Annotated in this window: 15 protein-coding genes; 12 read left to right on the top strand and 3 right to left on the bottom strand. The window is 61.8% G+C overall.

Going from position 1 to position 20,939, the window contains the following annotated elements:
* Window positions 1-9: 9 nt before the first annotated feature.
* The gene (gene hemF, locus HY26_RS01745) at window positions 10-894 is read right to left on the bottom strand and encodes an oxygen-dependent coproporphyrinogen oxidase (protein ID WP_034769537.1); all 885 of its coding nucleotides are present in this window, start codon (window positions 892-894) and stop codon (window positions 10-12) included.
* A 187-nt stretch (window positions 895-1,081) separates the two neighbouring features.
* Between hemF and petA the strand changes: the two genes are divergently transcribed.
* The 7 genes from petA to HY26_RS01710 all read left to right on the top strand — a co-directional run bounded on the left by petA (window position 1,082) and on the right by HY26_RS01710 (window position 7,194).
* Window positions 1,082-1,654 (top strand): ubiquinol-cytochrome c reductase iron-sulfur subunit, encoded by a 573-nt coding sequence (petA, locus tag HY26_RS01740; protein ID WP_034769535.1) that lies wholly within the window; start codon window positions 1,082-1,084, stop codon window positions 1,652-1,654.
* Window positions 1,655-1,666: 12 nt separating this feature from the next.
* On the top strand, window positions 1,667-3,127 hold the full coding sequence (locus tag HY26_RS01735; RefSeq protein WP_034769533.1) for a cytochrome b N-terminal domain-containing protein: 1,461 nt from the start codon (window positions 1,667-1,669) through the stop codon (window positions 3,125-3,127).
* A 15-nt stretch (window positions 3,128-3,142) separates the two neighbouring features.
* On the top strand, window positions 3,143-4,084 hold the full coding sequence (locus HY26_RS01730; RefSeq protein ID WP_065383198.1) for a cytochrome c1: 942 nt from the start codon (window positions 3,143-3,145) through the stop codon (window positions 4,082-4,084).
* Between the two features lie 131 nt (window positions 4,085-4,215).
* Window positions 4,216-4,734 (top strand): hypothetical protein, encoded by a 519-nt coding sequence (locus HY26_RS01725; protein ID WP_155843679.1) that lies wholly within the window; start codon window positions 4,216-4,218, stop codon window positions 4,732-4,734.
* The gene (locus HY26_RS01720; protein ID WP_139068936.1) at window positions 4,727-5,248 is read left to right on the top strand and encodes a GNAT family N-acetyltransferase; all 522 of its coding nucleotides are present in this window, start codon (window positions 4,727-4,729) and stop codon (window positions 5,246-5,248) included. The genes HY26_RS01725 and HY26_RS01720 overlap by 8 nt, the downstream gene beginning before the upstream one ends.
* Entirely contained in the window at window positions 5,245-6,123 is an 879-nt protein-coding gene (locus HY26_RS01715; RefSeq protein ID WP_065383196.1) for an S-methyl-5'-thioadenosine phosphorylase, read from the top strand. The genes HY26_RS01720 and HY26_RS01715 overlap by 4 nt, the downstream gene beginning before the upstream one ends.
* A gap of 69 nt (window positions 6,124-6,192) precedes the next feature.
* Complete coding sequence (locus HY26_RS01710) at window positions 6,193-7,194, top strand: hypothetical protein (RefSeq protein ID WP_065383195.1); 1,002 nt, start codon at window positions 6,193-6,195, stop codon at window positions 7,192-7,194.
* Window positions 7,195-7,203: 9 nt separating this feature from the next.
* Here the strand turns inward: HY26_RS01710 and HY26_RS01705 are convergent, their stop codons facing one another.
* Window positions 7,204-8,736, bottom strand: a complete 1,533-nt coding sequence (locus HY26_RS01705) for a helicase HerA-like domain-containing protein (protein ID WP_034769519.1) — start codon at window positions 8,734-8,736, stop codon at window positions 7,204-7,206.
* Window positions 8,737-8,888: 152 nt separating this feature from the next.
* Here HY26_RS01705 and HY26_RS01700 point away from each other — a divergent pair, with 152 nt between their 5' ends.
* Entirely contained in the window at window positions 8,889-10,010 is a 1,122-nt protein-coding gene (locus HY26_RS01700; protein ID WP_051600338.1) for an AI-2E family transporter, read from the top strand.
* Window positions 10,011-10,361: 351 nt separating this feature from the next.
* Entirely contained in the window at window positions 10,362-15,089 is a 4,728-nt protein-coding gene (locus HY26_RS01695) for an NAD-glutamate dehydrogenase (protein ID WP_065383194.1), read from the top strand.
* A 74-nt stretch (window positions 15,090-15,163) separates the two neighbouring features.
* On the opposite strand, the gene HY26_RS01690 is transcribed toward HY26_RS01695, so the two are convergent.
* Window positions 15,164-17,899 (bottom strand): M1 family metallopeptidase, encoded by a 2,736-nt coding sequence (locus tag HY26_RS01690; RefSeq protein WP_112072812.1) that lies wholly within the window; start codon window positions 17,897-17,899, stop codon window positions 15,164-15,166.
* A 124-nt stretch (window positions 17,900-18,023) separates the two neighbouring features.
* On the opposite strand from HY26_RS01690, the gene HY26_RS01685 reads away from it, so the two are divergent.
* From HY26_RS01685 to mtgA, 3 genes are read left to right on the top strand one after another with little or no spacing between them, the layout of a single operon-like run.
* Entirely contained in the window at window positions 18,024-18,698 is a 675-nt protein-coding gene (locus HY26_RS01685) for a glutathione S-transferase family protein (protein ID WP_034769514.1), read from the top strand.
* Window positions 18,679-19,824, top strand: a complete 1,146-nt coding sequence (gene queG / locus HY26_RS01680; RefSeq protein ID WP_034769511.1) for a tRNA epoxyqueuosine(34) reductase QueG — start codon at window positions 18,679-18,681, stop codon at window positions 19,822-19,824. Before HY26_RS01685 ends, queG begins: the two co-directional genes overlap by 20 nt.
* Complete coding sequence (gene mtgA, locus HY26_RS01675) at window positions 19,821-20,885, top strand: monofunctional biosynthetic peptidoglycan transglycosylase (RefSeq protein ID WP_065383138.1); 1,065 nt, start codon at window positions 19,821-19,823, stop codon at window positions 20,883-20,885. Before queG ends, mtgA begins: the two co-directional genes overlap by 4 nt.
* Window positions 20,886-20,939: the final 54 nt, after the last annotated feature.

Here is a 20,939-nt window from a genome sequence, read left to right as displayed (position 1 = left end):
GCGGGCCGGTCAGGGCCATTTCACCACGGGCGGCATGGAGGACAGGATGCTGGTGACATTGCCACCGGTCTTCAGTCCGAACGTCGTGCCGCGGTCGTAGAGCAAGTTAAACTCCACATAGCGGCCGCGCTGGATCAGCTGTTCTTCGCGTTCGGCTTCGCTCCATGCCTTCTGGAACCGCTTGCGTACGAGTTTGGGATAGATGCCGGCGAATTGCTTTCCGACTTCCTGCGTGAACGCGAAATCCGTTTCCCAGTCGCCCGTATTGAAACGGTCGTAGAAAATACCGCCGGTGCCGCGCGGCTCGTCCCGGTGAGGGAGGTGGAAGTAAGTGTCGCAGGTTTCCTTCATCTGCGCATAGTCCGCGCCGGGGTGCGTATCGCACGCTGCTTTCATGGCGGCGTGGAATTCCACAGAATCCTCGAAGGCCTGATCGCGCTGATAGGCGAGCAGGGGATTGAGGTCTCCGCCGCCGCCGAACCAGCTCTGGCTGGTTACAAGCATGCGCGTGTTCATGTGAGCAGCGGGCACATGCGGGTTACGCGGGTGAGCGATGAGCGAAATTCCCGAGGCCCAGAATCGCCCGTCAGACTGGTCAGCGCCGGGGATTTGTGCAGCGAAGCCTTCCGAGAAAGTGCCATAAACCTCTGAAAAATGGACACCGACCTTCTCGAACACCTTGCCGCGCATCAGGCCCATACGCCCGCCGCCCAGGTCCTCGCTGCCGTCGCCGCGTTTCCACTCCGTCAGCTCGAATTTGCCCGCATCGCCCCGGTACAAGGGCGGTTCAGCGGCCTGCTCAATGGCTTCGAAGCGGCTGCAGATGTCTTCCTGGAGGGCGCGGAACCAGTCTCGCGCGCGCTGTTTTTGGGTGTCGAGGTCGGTTATCGTCATGGGCATTGTCTTGTGGCGTAAGCTGCACAGCTTGCAAGCCCCCTGTTGTCACAGGGCTCAAGTCAGGATAACGCCCTTTTTCAGTGTATCTCAGGGGGCTGGCCCCGCGCCCACTTGCCGCAATGTGCGAGAGGGCGGGGTTCTGTAATTAGGGGCCAGAACTCTGCCTGTTGAGGACGGGAAAAGCGTGACCGATCAGACATCACTTGAGCACGGCGGTGCTGTTGACGAGGACCGCCGCAACTTTATTCACATCGCGACGGGAGCGGCAGCTTTCGGCGGTGCTGCCATGTTCGCCTGGGTCGCTGTCGACCAGTGGAACCCGGCAGCAGATACCAAGGCCGCATCGGCCCTGGACGTCGATATCTCCAAGATCCCGCTGGGCAGCGAAATTCGCGTGCTCATCGGGGGCAAGCCTTTCTTTGTCCGTCACCGGACCCCGGCTGAGATCGCTGCGGCCGAATCGGTGAACGTCGCATCGCTGCGTGACCCGCAGACCGATGACGAGCGCCTGAACCCGAAGCCGAACGGCGAACTGAACCGGGCTATCCTGATCACGTCAGGTTCCTGTACGCACCTCGGCTGCGTCCCGGTCGGTCCGGCACAGGGCAACACCGGCGACTTCGGCGGCTGGTACTGCCCGTGCCACGGTTCGCACTACGATACGTCCGGCCGCATCCGCAAAGGCCCGGCCCCCCGCAATCTTCCGGTTCCGAACTACCGCTATGTTTCGGACACCGTGGTCAACATCTCGCTGTAAGGACGGTAGCCCATGAGCGGACACGAATCCTCTTACACTCCGACCAATGCGTTCACACGCTGGCTGGATACCCGCCTGCCAATCATCCGGTTCGCCCAGGATACGGCAATCAATTTTCCGACCCCGAAGAACCTGAACTACTGGTGGACCTTCGGTGGCATCCTGGCGGTCTGCCTTGCCACCCAGATCATCACCGGTGTGATTCTGGCCATGCACTATGAAGCCAGCGTCGATGGCGCCTTCGCTTCGGTTGAGCGCATCATGCGCGATGTGCCTTATGGCTGGCTGCTTCGCTACATCCACGCCAATGGCGCCTCGATGTTCTTCCTTGCGGTCTACATTCACATGTTCCGGGGGCTTTATTATGGTTCATACAAAGCGCCGCGCGAAGTGCTCTGGATCCTCGGCTGTGTGATCTACCTGCTGATGATGGCCACGGCCTTCCTCGGCTACATGCTGCCCTGGGGCCAGATGTCCTATCACGGTTCCAACGTGATCACCGGCCTGTTCGGTGCGATCCCGCTGATCGGTGAGAGCATCCAGACCTGGCTGATGGGCGGCCCGTCCATCGGCAACCAGACCCTGCAGCGCTTCTTCTCGCTGCACTATCTGCTGCCGTTCATGATCGCGGCTGTCGTGATCCTGCACGTCTGGGCGCTGCACGTTCCGGGCAACAACAACCCAACTGGTGTCGAAGTTCAGGATGTCGAGAAGGAAACGGTTCCGTTCCACCCGTACTACACGGTGAAGGACGCCTTCGCGATCGTCATCTTCCTCCTCATGTTCGCGGTGTTCGTCTTCTACGCTCCGAACGTGCTGGGCCATGCCGACAACTATGTTGAGGCCAACCCGCTGGTCACGCCGTCGCACATCGTGCCGGAATGGTACCTGCTGCCATTCTACGCAATCCTGCGTGCCATCACCTTCGACCTCGGCCCGATCCCGGCCAAGCTGCTGGGCGTGATCTTCATGTTCGCGGCGATCGCGGTCCTGTTCCTGCTGCCATGGCTCGACACGTCTAAAGTGAAGTCCATGCGCTACCGTCCGGTGGCCAAGCAGTTCTTCTTCGGCTTTGTCGTGGTCTGCCTGCTGCTCGGCTGGTGTGGTGCGGCAAACCCGGATGACGCCGTAATCCCGGCGTTGCAGGGCGATCCGAAACTGGTCGTCAGCTACACCGAGAATGCGGTGGAAGTGACCAGCGAATACAAAGGCGGCGGTGAAGCCTACCACGACGCCAAGAGCTTCATGGAAACACTTCCGGCTGGTTCGAACCCATCGCTCTCCGCGGTGCCGGCGCCGACCTTCCAGTTCCGGCATCTCTCGCTGATCCTGACCTTCTGCTACTTCGGCTACTTCGTGATCCTTTTCTTCATCGGTCTGACCGAGAAGCCGAAGGAAGTTCCGGAATCCATCCACAAGTCGGTCCTGAAACGCCACAAGGCGTCGACGGCAACCGCCATTCCGGCGGAATAGGGAGCCAGAGGAACCATGAAAGCGCTTCGACTCCTCACTGCCGGCCTGGCCGGACTCATCTTCACCGCTGCGGCCCACGCTGCAGGCGGCGCCGAACACCCGCACCCGCCGGAAGGTGGCTGGCCGTTCGAAGGCCCGACGGGCCAGTTCGACCAGGCATCGCTGCAGCGCGGATATCAGGTGTATCATCAGGTATGCTCATCGTGTCACTCGATGAAACTGATGAGCTACCGGAACCTCGGTGAACCGGGCGGCCCGTTCTACGACCCGGCCTATCCGAACCCGAATGACAATCCGTTTGTGAAGGCATTGGCTGCCGAGAATGAAATTCTCAGCCCGACGCCGAACGACATCGGCGAATTCGATTACCGTCCGGCAACGCCTGCTGACACGTTCCGTAGCCCGTATCCAAACGTGGAAGCGGCCCGCGCTGCCAATGGTGGTGCAGCTCCGCCCGATCTGTCGGTCATCACCAAGGCCCGCCATGGCGGGGCCAGCTATGTCTTCCACCTCCTGTCGGGCTATCCGCATGACGACGCGTTCGTGAAGCGGGAAGTCGATGGCGAGACGGCCAACTATCTCGACATGTCGAAAGTCGGCGGTCATGGCGGCGAACACAGTGAAGGCTTCCTGAAGATCAATCCGGGCCAGTACTACAACCCGTACATGGCCGGTGACACGACGCCGAACTATGAAGGCGACCCGCGCCACGCACCGAAAGGTGGGTTCCTGGCCATGCCGCCGCAGCTGCTTGAAGGCCGCGTCGAATACACCGACGGCACAGAGGCAACGATTGAGCAGATGGCTTATGACGTCGCTCAGTTCCTTGCCTGGGCTGGTGAGCCGAAGCAGGAACACCGCAAGTCGCTGGGCCTCGCAGTCATGGCTTACCTGCTGATCCTCGCTGTCCTGCTGTGGTTCTCCTACAAGCAGATCTGGCGGAAGATCGAGCACTAAGGCTCGCTTGATCAGACAATCCGAATTGAAAAAGCCCCGGTTCTGCCGGGGCTTTTTTCTTGCAGCGGCGGCGATCCCGCTTTTATCTTCCTTGCCCTCAGGTGGAGGGAGTGATGGCAGAAGGAAAATTTTTGAGTATTGCGAACGCAGCCGGGGCGGTTGGCGGCGCTGTCGTAGGTGGTCTGGGCGTGATGTTCGCGCTGGGGGACACATCGCCCAAATCGCTGTCGGGCATGGCGTCTTCGCTCGACCGGATCGCTGAAAATCTTGAAAAGATACAGGATATTGACCCGTCAGCCGCCGGAGAAGCGGCCGACGTGCTGAAGCGGGCTGATCAGATCAGCCGCAAGGTCGCCGAGAAGGCCGTTGGTTTGGAACTGCCCAATGTCGATGGTGTCCTGCTCACGGACGAGGGCGTGGCGATCCCCGCCAGAGAGACCAAAACCATCGTGATGGGGAATGGCGACCGGGTGAGCATGAGCTACCTCGACCGGACCACGAAGGGCTATACCATGACGATAAATGGCCAGGAGGGACTATTCCCGATCGGCGCCCATATTCACACGTCTGAAGATGGAAAATGCTTCGTGGAGTTCCTGAGAACCGAGGACCATTTCACGAAAATCGTTGTCAGGGCCGTCTGTGAGTGAGCCTGAGACGATCGGCATGTCCGGTATTCGTCTCCGTCGCGCAGGGCCGGCGGATGGCACGCTTGTCGAGCACCTGACGCGCCGGATCTGGACGGGGCGGGTATCTGAGGAATCTACCGTTTTCCGGGAGACACCGGCATACGTCGCTGCGCAGCTGGAGAAAGGTGGCGGCGCGATCCTGCTGGAGGGTGGAGTGCCCGTCGGATCGGGTCGCTGGGTCCCCGTGCCCGGGCCCTCGGGGCAGGGGGCATGGATGGAAATCAAACGGATCGGCGTACTGGAGGCCTATCGCAAACGCGGCTTTGGGGAGGTCATCCTGAAGGCGCTCGAAGAGGCAGGCCGCGACGCCGGCGCAGAGGGCGCGCAATTGGCGGTTCGTCACGACCAGGTGAGGCTGGTCGACTTCTATGCCGGGCTTGGTTACGTGCTGGCAGATGATGTGGAACTGACCACGCCCAACCCGCGCTCTCCGCCACCCATCGGCATGCGCAAAGACTTCAGGACAACCAGATGAGCAAATGGACCCTCGGCATCATTGGCGGCTCCGGCCTTTACGAAATTGACGGTCTGGAAGACCGGCGGGAAGAAATCGTCGATACGCCATGGGGCGCGCCATCCGATGCATTGGTTCATGGCCGGATTGGTGATGTAAAACTGGTCTTCCTGCCGCGCCATGGCCGTGGCCATCGGCTGACCCCAAGCGAAGTGCCGTACCGTGCCAATATCGCTGCATTGAAGATGGCCGGCGTAACCGATGTGCTGGCCATTTCGGCCTGTGGCAGCCTTCAGGAAGCTTATGCGCCGGGCGATTTCCTCGCTGCCGACCAGTTCATCGACCGGACTTTTGCCCGTTCGAAAACCTTCTTCGGCGATGGCATGGTCGCACATGTCTCGATGGCCCGCCCGGTCTGTTCCCGTTTCAGCGCGATGGCGGCGGACGCAGCAGAAGCAGCCGGCGCGAAAATTCACCGCGGTGGCACCTATATCGCCATGGAGGGTCCGCAATTCTCGTCGCTGGCCGAATCAAAGCTCTACCGCCGGTGGGGCTGTGACGTGATCGGCATGACCGCGATGCCGGAAGCCAAGCTGGCACGGGAGGCGGAGCTGCCATATGCCATCCTCGCAATGGTGACCGATTATGATTGCTGGCGCGAAGAGGAAGAGGCCGTCACGGTGACCAATGTGCTGGAAGTCATGGCGCGGAACAGCACGCTCGGCCGGAAAGCTGTTGTAAAACTGGCGGAAAGTCTGAGTGGAACGGAGCGTACGCCGAGTCCGGACGGAATTGATACCTGCCTGGACTATGCCTTGATTACTGCTGAGGCAGCCCGCAACCCGGAAACAATCCACAAGTTGCAGGCGATTGCGGGACGCGCGCTGGGCGGCTAAGGTTTCCGTTCCATTAACCTGAATATTCGCGGGGCTGGCGTTTTCGGGCTGATCGGAGGGGAGCTCAGAATGAGTGAGTCGCAGTTCTACACGTTCATTACCGGCGGGGTCTCTCTGATGATCGCTGCCGGGCTGCTGGTTGCCTGGCATCTCTGGCGCATGCGCGAAGAACATCAGGCCGGCATCGTGTCGGCCCTGGATGGGGTCAGCCATGAATTGAGGATCAACCTCCAGCGGTTCGTTTCGGAGCTGGGCCAGGTCCACGCCGTTCAGGAGGCCGGACCGGACCTTCTTTTACCTGTGCGTCACCCGCAGCTGGATGGCGTCAATGCCTCCATGATCCGCGCGAACCGCAACGCACTGGCCGTGATCGGCAACACCTATCAGGAACTTGAGGCTCGCAAGATGGCGCTGCGCGCTGCGCTGGCCCAGGGGCGCGAGCCGGTCGATTCCATGGACGACGCAATGGATGCCACGATCAACGGCATCGCGACGCTTTACATGTGGGAAGTGCATGGTGGGGCCCGGCCGTCGGAAGTCGGCCGCGTCCGCTCATGGGACGTGCGCGACTGGATGAAGGGGCACAATTTCAGTCAGCAATCGCTGCCGGGCATGTATCTTCGCGACGAAGTGGTTGAACGTCTGCGTGCCTACGGCTTGCACCTCACGCCGAAGCCGCTGACCCATACGGCCCACGAATACTATTCCATGCAGTATGACCGGAAGACCGACATTCATGCGCCGTTTGGGCGGCGCAAGACACCGGAACAATTGGAAGAGGCTGCCCGCCGGGCCGAAGAAAAGGCCGCGAAGAAAGCCGCCAAGCAGGCTGAAAAAGAAGCCCGCAAGGCCGAGAAGGCGGCTGAAAAGGCAGCCGCCGCTGCGGCTGCAGAAGAAGAAGTCATGGGTGAAGACAGCCCGGTGGCCGATGAAACCTATTCCGATGAGACCTATGAACAAGGTCAGGTCTTCCAGTCATCCGACGACGACACATCTGATATGATGGATGATGATGATGATGACGAACTCGGCATGCTGGAAGATGCCGAGCCGAACTCCCGCCCGAACTAGAACACAAGCCTAGCGGCGCTTCATGCTGCCCAGAATGCCGCGCAGGATGTAGCGGGTGAATTCGCGGGCAGCAGAACGGGCCGCCTGGTTGCCCGCCTTTTGCAGCGGAGACATGCGGCGGGACCGGCTCGAACTGGTTCTCTTGGTCCGGGCCTTCTTCTTTTCCAGTTCCTTTGCCGCTTTTTCTTCCTCTTTGGCCAGGCGTTCTGCTTCTTTGGCGGCTTTCGCTTCCTTGGCTTCCAGGATTTCGTAAGCGGACTCGCGGTCGACCACGCCTTCATATTTTCCGGCGATCGGGCTCTCATTGATAATCTTCTTGCGTTCGGCATCTTCGGCAGGGCCGAGCCGGGAAGCTGGCGGGCGAACGACCGTGTGCTGAACAATGCTCGGCGCGCCTTTGGCATCCAGTGTGGAGACCAATGCTTCGCCAACGCCGAGCGTGGTGATCACTTCTTCTGTGTCGAAGGCCGGATTCGGCCGGAAGGAATCGGACGCTGCGCGGACACCCTTGCGTTCCGCCGGCGTGTAGGCGCGCAGGGCATGCTGGAAGCGGTTGCCGAGCTGGGCGAGCACGCTCTCCGGCAGGTCGCGCGGGTTCTGCGTCACGAAGAAAACGCCGACGCCCTTGGAACGGATCAGGCGGACGACCTGTTCGATCTTCTGGAGGAGGGCAGATGGGGTGTCGTCGAAGAGGAGGTGAGCTTCGTCAAAGAAGAAGACGAGCTTCGGCTTGTCCGGATCGCCCACTTCCGGAAGCTGTTCGAAGAGTTCCGAGAGGAGCCACAGCAGGAAGGTGGAATAGAGTTTCGGGCTGTTGATGAGGCGGGTGGAATCCAGAACGCTGACGACGCCGCGGCCATCGGTGGTGGTCCGCATCATGTCCGGCAATTCCAGCGCCGGCTCACCGAAGAAATGTTCGGCGCCTTCGCGTTCCATGACCAGCAGGTTGCGCTGCAGGGCGCCCAGCGAGGCGGAGGCGATATTGCCGTATTCCTTGCTCAGCTCATCCCGGATTTCCTTGTCGCCCATATGGGCGAGCAGCTTGCGCAGATCTTTCAGGTCGAGAAGGGCGAGGCCGTTGTCGTCGGCATATTCGAAGGCGATGTTCAGCACGCCTTCCTGCGCGTCGGTCAGCCCCATCAGGCGCGACAGCAGCAGCGGGCCCATTTCCGAAATGGTGGTGCGGACGGGGTGGCCTTTCTCGCCGAACAGGTCCCAGAAAATCGTGGGGGCGCCGGAATAGGAATAGTCGGCGAGGCCGATCTTTTCAGCACGGGAGACGAGTTTCGGATGAAGCGGATGCTTTTCGCTGCCCGGCACGCAGATGCCTGAGAGGTCGCCCTTCACGTCGGCGCAGAAGACCGGCACGCCGGCATCGGAAAAGCCCTGGGCGAGGATCTGGAGCGTTACGGTCTTGCCCGTGCCCGTCGCACCGGCGACGAGGCCATGCCGGTTGGCGATCTTCAGCAGCAATTCCTGTGCGACGTCCGGTTTGCCGGTGCCATTGGCGTCTGCGCCGCCGATGAAAATGGAGTCTGTCATGAATGCCCCGCCTCTTTCGTTCCTGCCGGAACGCTAGAGAATTCGCCGGATTCGGCAAGGGCCGGGGTGCAAAGGCCTGGCACAGCGGGGGGCTGCTTGACGCAGAGCGGGGCTGGCGCCACGCTCAGCGCAGGCAGAAGGGGAATCCGGACATGAGCCGAGCCGCCACGACAGGGATCTGGGTCATCGCAACTGGCGTGATCATCGCGTTCCTTTACTGGACACGCGCCATTCTCGCGCCATTTGCGCTTGCCGTGTTCCTGTTCCTGACCATCGAGGGCTTCGCCACGATGATCGACAACTGGACCCGGTTCCTGAAGATCGGCCATGCCCGGATCATTGCGATCCTGCTGGTCCTGGGCGGCTTCATTGGCTTCATCGGCCTGATGGCAAACGGCATCGCCGAATTCGGTCGCGACGCCGGCGAGTACGAAACCAAGATCAACGGCCTGATCCAGGAGGCCTATGATGTCGTGCACATGACTGGCGCCCCGACACTGCAGGAATTGCTGTTCAACGAGACCGGCCAGCGATTCTTTGCCACCATCGCAAACGCGACCGGTGACCTGTCTGGCGATGTCGTTCTGATCCTGATCTATGTTGCGTTCCTGTTCCTGGCCCAGTCCGGGTGGTCGCTGAAGCTCGACAATATCTTTCCCGAAGCGGAAGCGCGGACGCAGGTGCGGGAGGTGGGGGAAGAGGCCCGGCGCGGGATCGAAAGCTACCTTTGGACCCAGACTGTGATCTCGGCCCTGATCACGGTGCTGACCTATGGATCGCTACTGGCGCTGGGCGTGAAAAATGCGCTGTTCCTATCGGCGCTGATTTTCGTGCTGAACTACATTCCCACGGTGGGCTCCATCGTCGCTGCGCTGGTGCCGCCGCTCTTTGCGCTGGTGCAGCCAAGCATGCCGGTCTGGGTGCCGGGCGTTCCGCCGCAGGACACATATATCTACGCCGGAATCGTTCTGGCGGTGGTCAGTTTCTGGCAATTCTCCATCGGTAATTTCATCCAGCCACGTATGATGGGAGAATCACTCAACCTGTCGTCGTTGGTGGTGCTGCTTGCGCTGGCGATCTGGGGTGTGATCTGGGGGATCCCCGGCATGTTCCTGTCCGCCCCGCTGACTGTGTTGATGATGGTGCTGTTTGCACAGTCCGAAGGGACACGCTGGATCGCAATCCTCCTGTCCTCAGACGGCAATCCTCAGGGCAAGGGAGGGCTTCATGGGGAAAGAGTTACAGCCGACGCTGCACAAGATGGTGGAGCGTAAACGCAATTCATGGCAAGCCACAACCACACCGCGATATGAATGACTTGGGCTGTCAGCATTTCAGGAATTTATAAGTGGACTGATGCGCAGATCTTGCGAATAAAATATTTGATACAAAATATAGAATCAGGCCTCCGCGTGCGTCCCCCCACCCAGCCTGCGGATCAAGGCCTGTAGGGCCCGCCGGACACGTCCCCGTTCGGCGGGCCCGTTCTTTTGGCGAAAGCGTTTTGTATCTCGCCAGTGCAACACGGAAGTTTCATTTGAAACGATCAAGTTGAAGGACTAGGTGACCCGCGTTACACCGGAACACCTCCGAATCCTTCATTTCTCCCCGTGTGAGTCGCTCCCATGAACAATCAGACTGTTGCCACCGATCCGCTCGATCAGGTGCTGACGCAGGTCACCCTGGAATCCGGCAATGAAGAGCTGAGCGGCCTGGAACCGGCCGACATCGACGCATTGGCCCGGGGGCTCTGGAACTGGGCATCGGGTTTGCCGGAAGGTGAGCAGGATGTGCGTATTCTGGTCGATGCCGTAGGCGCGTCGGGCCCGCTGGGCCGCAGCATTCTTGAAGCCGCGGGACCGGACATGCCGTTCCTGGTCGATTCCCTTTTGGGCGAGTGCGCCGATCAGGGCTTTGAAGTGCGGACAATGTTCCATCCTGTCGTTCGCCTGGCCGATGGCCGCATGATCTCGGTAATCCAGATTCACCTGCCACGCCTGACAGAGCGCGAGGCAGACCGTCTGGTCAAAGGCGCGCGCCAGACGCTGGAACACACGGCACAGGCAGTCGCAGACTTCAAGCCAATGAAGGAGCGGATGAGGGAAGAGATTCGCCGCCTGTCCCTGCTGGAAGAACCGAAGCATGCCGACACGCACGAAGCCGTGGCGTTCCTGGAATGGCTGACGAAAAATCACTTCGTCTTTCTCGGCTGCCGCGAATACCGGTTCGAAACAGACGCTGAAGGCCGCGTGCTGCCGGAAGAACCAATCATGATCGAAGGCAGCAATCTGGGCCTGCTGCGTGACGAGGATTTGAACGTCCTGTCCCGGGATGCGGAGCCTTTGGTGCTGACGCCGGAGATTGGGGAATTGCTGGAAGAGCCGTTCCCATTGATCGTCGCCAAGTCGACCCTGATGAGTCGCATCCATCGCCGCGTCGCCTGTGACTATGTCGGGGTCAAAAAATATGACGAGCAGGGGCGTGTAAACGGGGAAGTGCGCTTCCTCGGTCTGTTCACGGCCGAAGCCTATGACGAAACGGCACGCTCCATTCCGTTCATCCGCCGCCGTGTGCTGAAAGTCATCGCCTCCTCCGGGGCAACGCCCGGCGGGCACACCGAGAAGGCCATCGCCAATCTGCTTGAGACCTGGCCACGCGATGAGCTGTTCCAGACCAGTTCGAAAACGCTGGCGCCGATGATCATGGGTGCGCTGCACCTGATCGGCCGGCCGCGCACCCGTTTGTTCCTGCGCCGGGACCAGTTCGACCGGTTTGTCTCCGCCATCGTCTACGTGTCGCGCGAAGCCTATGACACGACCCTTCGGGAGCGGATCACCGAAGCGCTGCTGACAGCCTATAATGGCAAACTCATCCGCTTTCAGCCTTATTTCGATACCGGGCCACTGGCACGTGTACACTTCCAGATCGCGATCGACCGGAACCATCCCGAACCGGACGTTGAGGCACTGGAAGCCGAGATCACCAAACTCGCCCGCACCTGGGACCAGGCCCTTCGCGAGGCCGTGATTCAGGCCGATCTCGACGAGGCCGAGGGGGAAGGGGCCCGCGCCTTTATCGGTGCGTTCAATGCTGCCTATCGCGAAGCCTTCACGCCGGAAGAGGCGATGCTGGATGTCGCCATGATGGCACGGCTCAGCGCCAATTCCCCCATCGTGGCCAGAGCTTACCAGACCCCGAATGAGGATCCGGACAAGATCCGGGTAAAGATCTATTCGCGTAACGGATCCATTCCGCTTTCGCGTTGCGTGCCCGTGTTCGAGAAGATGGGCCTGTTTGCGGCTTTTGAAACGGGTTATCCGGTGCGGCCGGGTGAAAAGCCGGTGCCGGATGCGCCGGATGTCTACTGGGTGCACGATCTCTCCATGCGCTCGGAAAACGGTGCGCCGATCGATCTCGATGAAGTGGCGCGTCGCCTTGAGGAAGCCTTTGTCGCTGTATGGAGCGGCTATGCGGAGAATGACGGGTTCAACCGTCTGATCCTGGCGGCCGGGGCCAGCTGGCGCGAGGCGGCCTTGATCCGTACGCTCTGCGCCTACCGGCGCCAGACGGGCCTCGATCAGCCGCAGGAGGTACAGGAAGGGGCGTTGGCCCGGTACCCGGCCCTGACTCGTCTGTTGGTCGACCTCTTCGCAGTTCGGTTCGATCCATCCAAGGATCTCAGCCTGCGCCAGCGTGAGCAAGCCTGCCGTGAAATTTGCGACAGTATCGAAGTGAACCTGCGGGATGTGTCCGCTCTGGCGGACGATCAGGTGTTGCGCCGCCTGACGGACCTCATCCTCGGTGTGCAACGAACCAATTTCTATCAGACGACTGCCGACGGCGGCCCGCACAGCTTTGTCAGCCTGAAGATCGCCAGCCGTGAGCTGCGGGAAGTGCCGGAGCCGAAACCGTTCCGCGAGATCTTCATGTCCAGCCCGAAGGTTGAAGGGGTTCACCTCCGCTTTGGTCCGGTGGCACGGGGCGGCCTGCGCTGGTCGGACAGGGCGGCGGACTACCGCACCGAAGTGCTGGGTCTCGTCAAAGCGCAGCAGGTGAAGAATGCAGTCATCGTCCCCGCCGGGTCCAAAGGCGGTTTCTATCCGAAACAGTTGCCGGATCGTTCAGACCGCAATGCCTGGTTCGAAGGTGGACGGGATGCCTACAAGGAATTCATTACGTCGCTGCTGGAGCTGACGGATAATCTGATCGACGGCGAAGTCACGCATCCTGCGGATACGGTCGTGTGGGACGGTGATGATCCTTACCTGGTCGTCGCTGCCGACAAGGGCACGGCCACGTTCTCCGATACGGCCAATGCCATCAGCCTCGAAAAAGACCACTGGCTGGGCGATGCCTTCGCCTCAGGCGGATCGGCCGGTTATGACCACAAGAAGATGGGCATCACGGCGCGGGGCGCCTGGGAAGCGGTGAAACGCCACTTCCGGGAAATGGGCAGGGATATCCAGACCGAGCCCTTCACGGTCATCGGCGTTGGCGACATGAGCGGTGACGTGTTCGGCAATGGCATGCTGCTGTCGCCAGAAATCCGCCTCGTGGCAGCGTTCAATCACATGCACATATTCATCGATCCGGACCCGGTCGATTCGAAGAAGAATCTGGCCGAACGTCAGCGCCTGTTCGACCTGCCACAATCAAGCTGGGAAGACTATGATACGAGCCTGATTTCCAAAGGCGGCGGCGTGTTTGCCCGGTCTGCCAAGTCGATCGAACTCACCGACGAGATCAAGGCGTTGACAGGGTTGAACGCTGATACCGTCACGCCCGACCAGCTGATCAACGCGCTCCTGAAATCGCAGGCGGACCTGCTCTGGTTCGGCGGTATTGGCACCTATGTGAAAGCGGACACCGAGACCAATGCCGAAGTCGGCGACCGGGCCAATGATGCCATCCGGGTCGGCGCGCACCAGCTGCGCGTGAAAGTGATCGGGGAGGGTGCCAATCTGGGTGTGACCCAGGCGGCCCGGATCGAGTTTGCCCTCTCCGGCGGACGGGTCAACTCTGACGCCATCGACAACTCGGCCGGTGTCGATTCTTCCGACCACGAAGTGAATATCAAGATCCTCGCTGCCGAAGCGATCCGTCTTGGCAATCTGGAAGAAGACAAGCGCAACGCCTTGCTTGCGGACATGACCGACGATGTCGCTGCCCATGTCCTGCGCCACAATTACGACCAGACCGCTGCCCTCACGCTGGCAGAAGCCACGGCGAAGCAGGATCATGAAGCGCTGGAGCGCCTGATGGTGCACCTTGAAAGCCGGGGCGTGCTGGACCGCGCGCTGGAGGGCCTGCCCGATACCGGCGACATGAAAGTGCGCGCCGATCACGGGCAGAGCCTCAGCCGTCCGGAACTGGCGGTGCTGCTGGCCTGGTCTAAGATCACCCTGTTTGATGACCTTGTCGCGTCCGACCTTCCGGACGATCCCTATTTCGAGGACGTGCTGAGGGCCTACTTCCCCAGCCCGATCGACTCCTACCACGAAGCGATGGACAATCACCGCCTGAAGCGGGAGATCATCGCGACGGTGCTGGCCAACCGGTCGCTCGATATGGGCGGCACGATCCCCGTCTTCCGCCTGCGGGAGATGACCGACACGACCGACATGGCCGCCATTGTGCGGGGCCTTGAGGCGGCACGGGTGGTGCTGGATTTCGAAGGCTTCCAGCGCGAAGTCGACGCGCTCGACAATGTTGTTCATGCAGATGTTCAGACGGACCTGCGCCTCCTTGCCGCGCAGGCAATGAGCGCGGCAGCGGCCTGGTTCGTGACGTCCATGCCGAAAGGCACGTTGCAGGAACTTGTGGACGCCACCCACGCCCCGCTCAATGAGTTCAAGGCCTCGCTCGCCGACATCCATACGCAATTCCCGGCGGCGCAGATCGAGCGGTCGACCCGTACGCTGATGCGGCGTGGCGCCCCGGAAGAACTGGCGCGCTGGGCATCTGCCATGAGCCTGTTTGCCCAAGGCCTCGTCGTGGTGGACCTGGCTCGCGAGACCGGTGAGAAAGTGCCCGTTGCGGGTGAGTGCTTCTTCCAGATCGGCGAAGCGCTACGCCTCGATCGCCTGCGGGTTACCGCTTTGGATGGCTTGTCCAAGGCCGGCTTCTGGGACCGTGTCGCCGGGCGCCGCCTGATTGTTGAACTGGTGCAGACGCAGGCCGATGCGGCGCGCGATGCCCTCGCGGCGGGCGGGGCAGCGGCCTGGCTGTCCAAGCATCAGGATGGTCGCCGGGACCTGCTGGCGACGCTCACGGAACTCGGCAGGGAAAAAGCCTGGAGTTTTGCGAAATTTGCACTCGCCGCCGATGCCGTGCGCCATTTCATGAAACGCTAGACATAAACTCGCGCCAAACAAAAAGCCCCGCATCCGGTAACAGATGCGGGGCTTTGATTTGTGGTGCTGACGGATCAGTCTTCCGAGAAGATGGCCTTCACATCGTCAGCAGTGGCGGCCCGGAGGGCACTGCAGTTTTCACCGCGTTCGACACCCTGCGCCAGAGAACGCTCATAACCCGGCATCAGGTCGGCCTGGCTTTCAAAGAAGGCTTTGGCGTCTGCCACATCTTCCGCCGTGCAGAACGCGCTGGCCATCTTCGGCATCTGAGGCTTCCGGATCAGCGGGATCTTCGCCACGATGCTTGCGAAATTGTCCTTGATCAGTGGCCAGACGGTCGACTGCGCCTTCTGGTTCGCCAGCGAGTAGTTGTAGATCGAGTAGAGTTCGTTGCCTGAGACCTCGTCGCTGAGGGACAGTTTGAACAGGTCGGCCACGATGTCCGGCGTGGCTTCGCCAGCAATGGCGGAGAGGATGATCACGCGTTCTGTCTGGTTCTGCGAGGTCCGCACGAAGTCGATTGCACCCCGATAGAAATCCCAGTCGCCATTCTCGACGCCCGCTGCGACCGCAGCATAGAGGTCTTCTGAGGGCAGGGCGGCTGGATCCGCGTCCTGGCCGATTCCCATATAGGCTTTGCCGCGTGCCGCGACTTCCGCGCGATCATCGGCGCGGTTCCCGTCTTCCAGCAGCAGGCTCCAGAGCGACGGGGCGAGCAGGCGCTCCGAGGTCGACAGTGCCGGGGCCGGGCGTTCGGAGAGATAGGTCCAGACCGGGCCATAGGTTGTCTCGATCCAGTCGGCGAGGCTGGCCTTGCCGTCTTCGTCCAGCATGGCCTTCAGCGAACCGATTTCGCCGATGGAGGAATAGATCGCCGCTGCCGACCCACCGGCCGACGTTTCCAGTGCGGACACGAGATCTGCCGCGCTCAGCTTGCCAGCGTCGAACCCGGCGCCGATGGAATCGAGCAGCATCATCTGCTCGGCCGGGCTGAGCGAGGCATAGTTTGCCTGCAGGGCTGCGGCATTGTCCGCATCGGTCTCAAACCGCCAATAGCCAGCACCACCGGCATTCGGTATCACCCAGTCCGGGCAGGCGTCGAGCGTGATTGTGTTTGTTTTCGCTGATAGCATCTGGCGGACGACACGGTCGCCGGAGGCGTCATGGATACGCGCTGCGAACGGGATTTCCCAGGTCTGGGCATCCGTGTCGATCCTGGAGCCGAGCGGCGCGTAGCGGCTCTGTGTGACCGAGATTTCACCTCCCGTGGGCGCAGAACAGCTCACAGTCACATCAAGGAACGGGATGCCCGGCTGGGAGATGAAGGAGGTGAATGAGGACACGACGCCCGGCTGGCCGGAGCCATCGGCCAGACTCTGCATGAAGTCCTGCGTTGTGGCCACGCCATCTTCGAAGCGGCGCATGTGCAGGCGGATGCCATGGCGGAACGTGTCTTCGCCCAGATAGGTCTCGAACATGTTCAGCACCGCGCCGCCCTTGCGGTAGGTGATGGAATCGAACGCGTCGCCGATATCGCCATTTGTCAGGATCGGGTTGCGGATCTGGCGGGTCGAGATGAGGCTGTCGGTCGGCATCGCGTTGAGGCTGGAATTGATCGGGCCCAGGGACCAGTCGCCTTCTGGGTCGATGGCATTCATCGTCTTCGTGCTGATCCAGGTCGCGAAGGCTTCGTTCAGCCAGATATCGTTCCACCAGGCCGGCGTGACCAGGTTGCCGAACCATTGGTGGCCCAGTTCGTGTGCGTGGGTGCTGTAGATGCCACGGCGCCGCGCCAGAGACGTACGGTCGTCGATCAGCAGGGCGGCTTCGCGGTACACGATGGCGCCCGCATTCTCCATGGCGCCATAGGCAAAGTCTGCCGCAGCGATCAGGTCCAGTTTTCCGTATGGATACGGATAGTCGAAATAGGATTCCTGCCACTCGACCATTTCGTCAGTGATGTCGAGCGCGTCCTTGAGCTTCTCGCCTTTGCCGGCTGGCGCGAAGGCGCGTAGGGGAACGGGTTCGGGGCGCAGGTCCGTTGCCGGGATCGGGTCGGCCACGACCTGGTCATAGGGCCCGACCATGATGGCAACGAGATAGGACTGAAGCGGCCGGGTGGTTGCGAAATGGTGGCGGACGAGGCCATCGCCGAGGTCTTCCGCTTCGGTTTCAGCGCCGTTCGCGGCGACTTCCATTTCGGCGGGCGCGGTCACGGTCAGCGTATATGGGGTCTTGAAGCGCGGCTCGTCGAAGGAGACGAACATGCGGCGCGCGTCGATGTCTTCGAACTGGGTAACGAGATAGGGAAGGCCGCCTTGCTCGACCTTGTAGAGGCCGGCAAGGTGGAGATTGTACGGCGCTTCATATTTGAGGACGAGCGTCGCATTGCCGGCCGGAAGCGGCGCGTCGAAATCGATACGCGCAACCCCATCCGGTGTCTGGTCTCCGGTGAATGTGGCGCCGATTTCCATCCCGTCCGGCAGGACCGCCTTGATCGAGGAGACCACCGGGCCAAGGGCGTGCAGCCAGATGCGGGAATGCGGCTTTTCCAGAATCAGATCGATCTCTTCATACCCGGTGAAGGTCGCCGCATTCGGGTCCGTCACCAGATCGAGCCGGTAAGCCGTCGGGCGGACACCGGTCGGCAGCTGGCCTCTCGGAATTTCAGCCTGGAGAACCGGTGCCTGCGCCGCAGCGGTCTCTGCTTCAATGGATGCCGCGGCGGAGTCGGCCGGCGTGCTGCAGGCCGACACAAGAATGACGGACGCTGCGCCTGCGAGGAGAGCGGTTGCAAATCTGGTTTTCATGGGAGGCAGTCTCTTTGGTCAATTCTGAGGCTGTTTTTGAACCACAGCTTTTTCCGTTCGGATAGACGTTCTTTACTCCTGTGGATTAATTATCGTCGGCAGGCTGCAGGAGGCTTGCCTGCCGATGACCCGACTTTACCACTGGTGCCTGGACCCGGCCGGACGGCTGGTGCGTCTGTGTCTGGCCGAAAAAGGGCTGGATTTTGAAACAGTTGAGTCCTCTCCCTGGGCTCCGCATCCCGATCTGCGCCTGCTCGGCCCGGGCGCCGTGGCGCCGGCATTGCTGCAGGAAGGGCCTGATGGACGTATCGTCGCGGTGGGCACGCGGGCGATCTGCGAGTTCCTGGAAGAATCGGTCGACAGCCACCACTTGCTGCCACCGGATCCCAGCCAGCGCGCTGAAGCGCGGCGCCTGTGGGCGTGGGTGGAGGAGGGCTTCGAGGAAGTCACCGACACGCTGCTGACCGAACGGGTAATGCAATGGGTGCGGCGCGACCGCCAACCGGATTCGGAAAAGCTGCGCCGGGGTGCACACACACTGCGCGGTCGTCTGACCTTCCTGAATGCGCTGGTGGAGACCCATGGCTTCATCGCCGGGCGGGACCTGACGCTGGCCGACCTCGCGGCAGCGGCGCATCTGTCCGCCTGCGATTATTTCGGCGACATCCAGTGGGAAGCGGTGCCGGACCTGCGCACCTGGTATGCGCGATTAAAGTCGCGGCCGAGCTTCCGTCCGCTGCTTGCCGACCGGCTGGATGCCGTGCGACCTTCTCCGCACTATGCCAACCTTGATTTCTGATCCGGCGGGCCGCGCCGAATTTGCCAGGCAACAGGCCCTGACGCTCGGTTTCGATGCGGTCGGCATCGCGCGGGCGGATGAAGCCTGGGCGGCGTCGGAGCGGCTGGAGGCGTTCGTCGAGGCGGGCCGGCACGGCACCATGGACTGGATGGAGACGACGCTGGAGCGGCGCCGCACGCCGGTGTCGATGTGGGCGGGCGCTAAGTCCGCCGTTGCCGTCGCGCTGAATTACGGTCCGGACCATGATCCGATGGAGACGCTGAAACAAGCTGAGGCCGGGAACATTTCCGTCTATGCGCGGGGGAGGGACTATCACGATACGCTGAAGTCCCGCCTGAAACAGCTCGCCAGGGAATTCGTCGCGAAAACCGGGTCGGAGGTGAAAGTCTTTGTCGACACTGCGCCGCTGATGGAGAAACCCCTGGCGGCAAAGGCCGGGCTTGGCTGGCAGGGCAAGCATACGAACCTTGTCAGCCGGGAGCTTGGCTCCTGGTTCTTTCTCGGCGTGATGCTGACCGATGCGGACCTCGTCCCCGATGCTCCCGAAGCGGACCATTGCGGCAGCTGCCGGAACTGCCTCGATGTCTGCCCGACCAAGGCCTTCCCGGCGCCCTACCAGCTCGATGCGCGGCGGTGTATTTCCTATCTCACCATTGAACACAAAGGCCCGATCCCGGAGGAATTCCGCGCGGCCATGGGCAACCGGATCTATGGCTGCGACGACTGCCTGGCTGTCTGCCCGTGGAACAAGTTCGCAAGCGCGGCCAGCGAAGCGGCCTTCCATGCGCGCGCCGAACTGAAACTGCCCGGACTCGACGAGTTGGCGGCGCTGGACGATGCGGCTTTCCGCGAAGTGTTCTCCGGCTCGCCCATCAAGCGGATCGGGCGGGACAGGTTCGTGCGCAATGTCTGCATCGCGATCGGGAATTCTGGCGGGAACTCCGGCGCCTCCCGGTTCGTTCCGCTGCTGGAGGATCTGTTGCAGGATGCCTCTGCGCTGGTGCGCGGGGCGGCTGTATGGGCCCTCTTGCAACTGGATGCGGAGCGGTTCTCTCTCGCGCGTTCACAGAATGTGGCCGGGGAAACCGACCCCGATGTGCTGAGGGAATGGAACAGAGGCGCATGAAAAAGCTCCGGCAGAAAAAGCCGCAAGGCCGCAGCCTGATAGATTATCTGGGCTGGGCACTGAAATTCGTGCTCGGCCTGTTCGTGGGCGTGCATATTTACGCCCTCGTGCTGAAGGCGGCGCCGGTGCCCGGTACGGTCCTGATGGCGCAGCGCGCGATTGGCGGTGAGCAGATCAAGCGCAACCTGGTCTCCATCGACGATATCTCTCCCAACCTGGTCCTCGCTGTCATTGCGGCGGAGGATACGCGTTTCTGCCAGCATACCGGCCTCGACCGTGACGCGATCGAAAAGGCGATTGACGAATACAAGCGGGGCAAGGGCTTGCGTGGCGCCTCCACCATCACTCAGCAGACGGCGAAGAATGTCTTCCTCTGGAATGGCGGCGGCTTTGCCCGCAAGGGCGCCGAAGCCTGGTTTGCGACCTTCATCGACGGCATGTGGGGCAAGCGCCGGGTGATGGAGGCCTATCTGAACGTTGCCGAATGGGGCGACGGGATCTTCGGCGCCGAAGCGGCGGCCCGGGCGCGGTTCGGCAAGTCCGCCGCTGAGCTGACAGAACGCGAAGCCGCGCTGCTGGCAGCGGTTCTGCCGAGCCCCAACAAATGGCGCCTTGACCCGCCGGGGCCTTATGTCTCCCAGCGCGCGGGCACGCTGCAGGCCCGCATGCGGGTGGTCCGCTCCGAAGGGCTCGCATCCTGCGTACTGGACGAGCAGGCCGTGCGCCGGTCCGCTCCGAAACGGCCAGCAGACCCGAAGCCGTCTGCGCCGGAGGAGATCGGCCCAGAGGTCCAACCTGAAACGCCTGCCGCGCGGCCAGGCCTGCCGGATTTGCCGCCTGTGCCGGAAGAGGGCCCGGAAGCGCTGCCGCAGGATGAGGCGGTAACCGAGTCCCCCGATGAGTTCGACAGCTTCCTTCAGGACGCGCAGGACAGGTTCGGGCAGGAGACCACGCCCCCGCCCACCGCAGAGCCGGCGCCAGAGCTAGAGCCTGAGCCGGAGGCGCCGGACAATGCGTTCGGTCCAACGGATCTGCGGCCGCGTGCGGAAACGCCAGACTGATCGCCCCCGCCAGAACCTGCGATGCCCGTGAAGGCGCTTTGTGGGTGAACTGAA

This window comes from Hyphomonas sp. GM-8P, assembly GCF_003263315.1.
GTDB lineage: Bacteria > Pseudomonadota > Alphaproteobacteria > Caulobacterales > Hyphomonadaceae > Hyphomonas.
The sequence above is the reverse complement of the archived record's forward strand: the minus strand, read 5'-3'. Positions and strand labels throughout refer to the sequence as shown.

Excerpts from the sequence above, each read along its gene's own strand:
- HY26_RS01700 (WP_051600338.1), top strand. The coding sequence starts at position 8,889 with ATGAGCCGAGCCGCCACGACAGGGATCTGGGTCATCGCAACTGGCGTG.
- HY26_RS01685 (WP_034769514.1), top strand. The coding sequence starts at position 18,024 with ATGACCCGACTTTACCACTGGTGCCTGGACCCGGCCGGACGGCTGGTG.
- HY26_RS01715 (WP_065383196.1), top strand. The coding sequence starts at position 5,245 with ATGAGCAAATGGACCCTCGGCATCATTGGCGGCTCCGGCCTTTACGAA.
- HY26_RS01690 (WP_112072812.1), bottom strand. The coding sequence starts at position 17,899 with ATGAAAACCAGATTTGCAACCGCTCTCCTCGCAGGCGCAGCGTCCGTC.
- HY26_RS01735 (WP_034769533.1), top strand. The coding sequence starts at position 1,667 with ATGAGCGGACACGAATCCTCTTACACTCCGACCAATGCGTTCACACGC.
- HY26_RS01695 (WP_065383194.1), top strand. The coding sequence starts at position 10,362 with ATGAACAATCAGACTGTTGCCACCGATCCGCTCGATCAGGTGCTGACG.
- HY26_RS01705 (WP_034769519.1), bottom strand. The coding sequence starts at position 8,736 with ATGACAGACTCCATTTTCATCGGCGGCGCAGACGCCAATGGCACCGGC.
- HY26_RS01710 (WP_065383195.1), top strand. The coding sequence starts at position 6,193 with ATGAGTGAGTCGCAGTTCTACACGTTCATTACCGGCGGGGTCTCTCTG.
- hemF (WP_034769537.1), bottom strand. The coding sequence starts at position 894 with ATGACGATAACCGACCTCGACACCCAAAAACAGCGCGCGCGAGACTGG.
- mtgA (WP_065383138.1), top strand. The coding sequence starts at position 19,821 with ATGAAAAAGCTCCGGCAGAAAAAGCCGCAAGGCCGCAGCCTGATAGAT.
- queG (WP_034769511.1), top strand. The coding sequence starts at position 18,679 with ATGCCAACCTTGATTTCTGATCCGGCGGGCCGCGCCGAATTTGCCAGG.
- HY26_RS01730 (WP_065383198.1), top strand. The coding sequence starts at position 3,143 with ATGAAAGCGCTTCGACTCCTCACTGCCGGCCTGGCCGGACTCATCTTC.